Genomic DNA, 3,522 nt, shown 5'->3' on the forward strand with positions numbered 1-3,522 from the left:
CGCTTCTGTGGGCAGTTGTTTGGCAACCAAGACTCTTGGTCTGTCTACACAGACATGAACCACCATAGTCGTGAACAAGTGGAACAGCTTTTATCGCCCTTTATTATAGAAGTCTTTGAGGAGGAAAATCACCTAGGTAAAACTGCTTTAGGAGAAGATAAGCACTGGCATATTTTTAACATCGTGGCCCGGAAGCGCTAGATCTGCTTATAGCTTGAGTCAGATAAACTAGGACATTCAGAGCTTGGGGGATTTTGAACCCGTGTAGGTGGGTTTGGTCTGTATAGCCGCGATGTTAGTTGCCGGAACTCTGGAACTTGTTATAAAAAAGTTTAGTTCAGGGTATTGCTGGATAGCAGGATGAACTGCCCTCATCCCCAACCCTTCTCCCTAGGGAGAGGGAGCTAAAATTCTTGTCCTTTTTCCTTTTGGGAAGAGGTGAGGGTAGAGGGTACGAACGCCCAGTTCAGTTAGTGAATAGTCTCTGAGGTAGATGCCGATGTTGCATTTGAGCTAGGTCAATGGCAGGGGTGCAAGACCAAAGGTCATCTAGGGAGCGATCGCTTTTCTGTTGGACTACTTGATGGATATCAGGTGCAAGGGTTGTAATAATCCGCTGAGCGTGAATATGTCCCACGGCACCTAGGCGAAGGGCAACGCCAGCTAATCCGGTTAACCAGCTATGTAAATAAGCAAAAACTACATCATCCGCTTGAAGTCCTGCGGCTCTCCCGACGACAGCAAATACAATGGGATGTAGTCCATGCATCTGGTGCTGCAAGACATCAGCCTGGAGGATATCCAGTTGCTCATCGGGCCAGGTAGATCGGGCCACCATCAGCAAGGCATGGCCACTTTTTTGCTGGGCCTCTCTTGCAGACTGCACTAGGGTATAGGCAAAGAGCATTTCATCGGCTCGTCGCACCTGGTTGAGGTCGCCCACTACACTAGCGTGATGGGCCGCCAAGAGGGCTACAACATCCGATGATCCTACTTTGTTGTGCAATAGTATCTGTAGGTAGGTTTTCACATCCTCAGGCGATCGCACCTGCCCTGACTGAACTAGAGACTCTAGTCCATGGGATAAGGTAAATGATCCGGAGGGAAAGAACGAATCTGAAAGCTGCATGAGCGCCAAACGGCGATCGCAATCCTGGGTGGTGATAGATGGGGTCATGGGTGGGTGTGGGGAGAGGACGGTAGGGGATAATCCAGCGATCGCATCCCGTATTCAATCACTAATCCGGGAATATGGAGATGTTGCAGGGTGGTTTCAATCACGGAGCGATCCACAACGAGCTGGACATAGATGGTCTGATCCACGATCGACATGGGCCAATGGTGATTGCCGAGGGTATAGCCCAGCAACACGAGCTGTTGAGCACAATCTGTGGTGTCTTGGGTGAATCGCAGGATCATCACGTCGGGGATTTGCATATGGATCAACAGCAGGCGACCCTTCTCGGTTTTAAATAGATCTCCTTCCCTCAGCGACCAGCCCCGATCTTTGATAATCCCAACCTGCCTACCAGCAGACTCTACGGTAATTCGACTTTTGCGACAATCATCTTCAGTGAGCTCCACCTCAATACAGCATCCTTCTGCACGGGCAAGGGCTACCTGCTGCTGAAGGACGGGATCGTCCAACATGTTGCCTAGATAGTGCTGAGCGATGATCGTCATTTGGGCACCTCGGGTAAGGGCGACTGTCCTTCTAGGAGCCTCACCGCGTTTAGGGCTTGGTCAAAGCAGCGTTTGATTCGGCTGATGCAGTCGGCGGTGGCCCGAATCACGAACCCGTTGCAGTTTGGTAAGGACGAATAGCTAGCCTCTATTGTAGCAGCAGGCTGGTTAGCGCATACTTGCCCAAGGACTGCTTCAAGCTGAGCCTGCTCAATATTGGGATAGATGAGCAGGAGAGTCGCTAAAATTGGCTGACGGGCAAAGAGAGGGCTGTGGCAAAAGGGATGGGATTGCCCCTCTAAGCGCAGAGCATCACCGAGGATTAATCGTCCGTCGGGGGAGGACACCGTGAGCCGACTGGAATAGTGGTTAAACTGATAATATTCCTGCCGCGCTAAGCGACCAGGTACAATAATCTCGCTGAGGCACAGTCGTGCGCTGGGATGCAGGGTAATCTGGGTGTGCTGGTTTAACGTAGATTCGTGGTAGAGAATCAGCGGTTCTGGCAAGAACTCTAGGCTACCGCCTGCGCCAACTTGAAGGATATAGTCCACCGTTGCCGGTCTGTCAGATGTGGGCATTCGATGGACTTTGGTAGCAGCTTGATCGGTGAGATAAAGATGGGCTTGGGCATCCACCTGGACACCAATACGAAAGCGATCGCCCTCCATCAAACCCGGTGAGGTATTCATGAGATAGACATAGGCGCGATCGCTCTGTGCCTGGTCTATCTGTGCTTGATCTACCTGTGCCTGATCTACCTGCTCTTGATCTAACCGAAAGACATTGGAGACCCGAAAGGGATGGGTGGTATATTGCCGAGATACAAAGCTTTGCCGATGGCGATCGCACTGCACCCGCAGGTAGACATCAAAATCAGTGACGGCTCCTAGTCCATGGCTAGGGTGAGGGATCTGAGACTCCTGTAGGGACGGAGATCGATGGATAGATGGGTCAAGTTGATAAACCATGACTAGGCAACATCTGTTTTAGGATGATCTGAGCGGTGAAACAGGAGTTTTTCGTCAATGAAGTCCAGTACCTGCTCTAGTCCCTCGCCGGTTTTACAGTTGGTGTAGGCGATGGGCTTATGGCAACGACGTTCGGCAGCGTCGCGGCGGATCACCTCTAGATCGGCACCCACATAGGGGGCAATATCAATTTTGTTGATCACCACGAGATCTGCCTGCATAAATCCTGGCCCATTTTTGCGAGGAATATCATCCCCAGCGCCTACATCTAAGACAAAGATATAGGCATCAATCAGATCGTAGCTAAAGGTAGAGGCTAAGTTATCGCCGCCACTTTCCACAAAAATTAGATCAAGCTGGGGGTAGTTCTGTTCCAAAGCAGCGATCGCCAATAGATTCATGGTGGGATCTTCACGAATGGCTGTATGGGGACAGCTCCCGGTTTCGACGCCAACAATCCGTTCCTGGGGCAAAAATCCCTTACGCTTGAGGCGATCGGCATCTTCCTGGGTGAGCAGGTCATTGGTGACCACCGCCACCTCAATGCCCCGCTGGGTCAGCAAGGGGACTAAACATTCCAGCAGGGCGGTTTTGCCGCTGCCCACTGGGCCACCCACCCCCAACCGCGCTACAGATGGTTTCATAGTCATTCCTATCCGTCGTTTCTATCGAAACATGTACAGCCGTCCTAGGGGAACGGATTGAGCCGGTTCACACGTGGCCAATTGTCCATCAACGCGCACCTGAAAGGTATCCGGATCCACTTCAATGGCCGGACAAGCGTCGTTACGTACCATATCTGCTTTGGAGAGCGATCGCGTTCCTCTCACGGGCAGCAACTGCTTCTGTAAACTTAGGCGATCGGCTA

General features: G+C 51.6%; 6 protein-coding genes. 1 reads left to right on the top strand and 5 read right to left on the bottom strand.

Annotated elements, in window-relative coordinates; all coding sequences use genetic code 11:
• Window positions 1-201 (top strand): hypothetical protein (locus V6D20_24395; protein ID HEY9818921.1); only part of this gene is annotated, 201 nt, incomplete at its 5' end.
• 265 nt (window positions 202-466) lie between these two features.
• Here V6D20_24395 and V6D20_24400 read toward each other — a convergent pair.
• The 5 genes from V6D20_24400 to ureC form a co-directional block, all read right to left on the bottom strand.
• Window positions 467-1,177, bottom strand: a complete 711-nt coding sequence (locus V6D20_24400; GenBank protein HEY9818922.1) for an urease accessory UreF family protein — start codon at window positions 1,175-1,177, stop codon at window positions 467-469.
• Window positions 1,174-1,683 (bottom strand): hypothetical protein, encoded by a 510-nt coding sequence (locus tag V6D20_24405; GenBank protein HEY9818923.1) that lies wholly within the window; start codon window positions 1,681-1,683, stop codon window positions 1,174-1,176. The genes V6D20_24400 and V6D20_24405 overlap by 4 nt, the downstream gene beginning before the upstream one ends.
• On the bottom strand, window positions 1,680-2,654 hold the full coding sequence (locus V6D20_24410; protein ID HEY9818924.1) for an urease accessory protein UreD: 975 nt from the start codon (window positions 2,652-2,654) through the stop codon (window positions 1,680-1,682). Before V6D20_24410 ends, V6D20_24405 begins: the two co-directional genes overlap by 4 nt.
• 2 nt (window positions 2,655-2,656) lie before the next feature.
• The gene (gene ureG, locus V6D20_24415; protein HEY9818925.1) at window positions 2,657-3,298 is read right to left on the bottom strand and encodes an urease accessory protein UreG; all 642 of its coding nucleotides are present in this window, start codon (window positions 3,296-3,298) and stop codon (window positions 2,657-2,659) included.
• A 21-nt stretch (window positions 3,299-3,319) separates the two neighbouring features.
• Window positions 3,320-3,522: urease subunit alpha (gene ureC / locus V6D20_24420; protein HEY9818926.1), on the bottom strand; the 203-nt coding region annotated here is incomplete at its 5' end.

This window comes from Candidatus Obscuribacterales bacterium, from assembly GCA_036703605.1.
GTDB lineage: Bacteria > Cyanobacteriota > Cyanobacteriia > RECH01 > RECH01 > RECH01.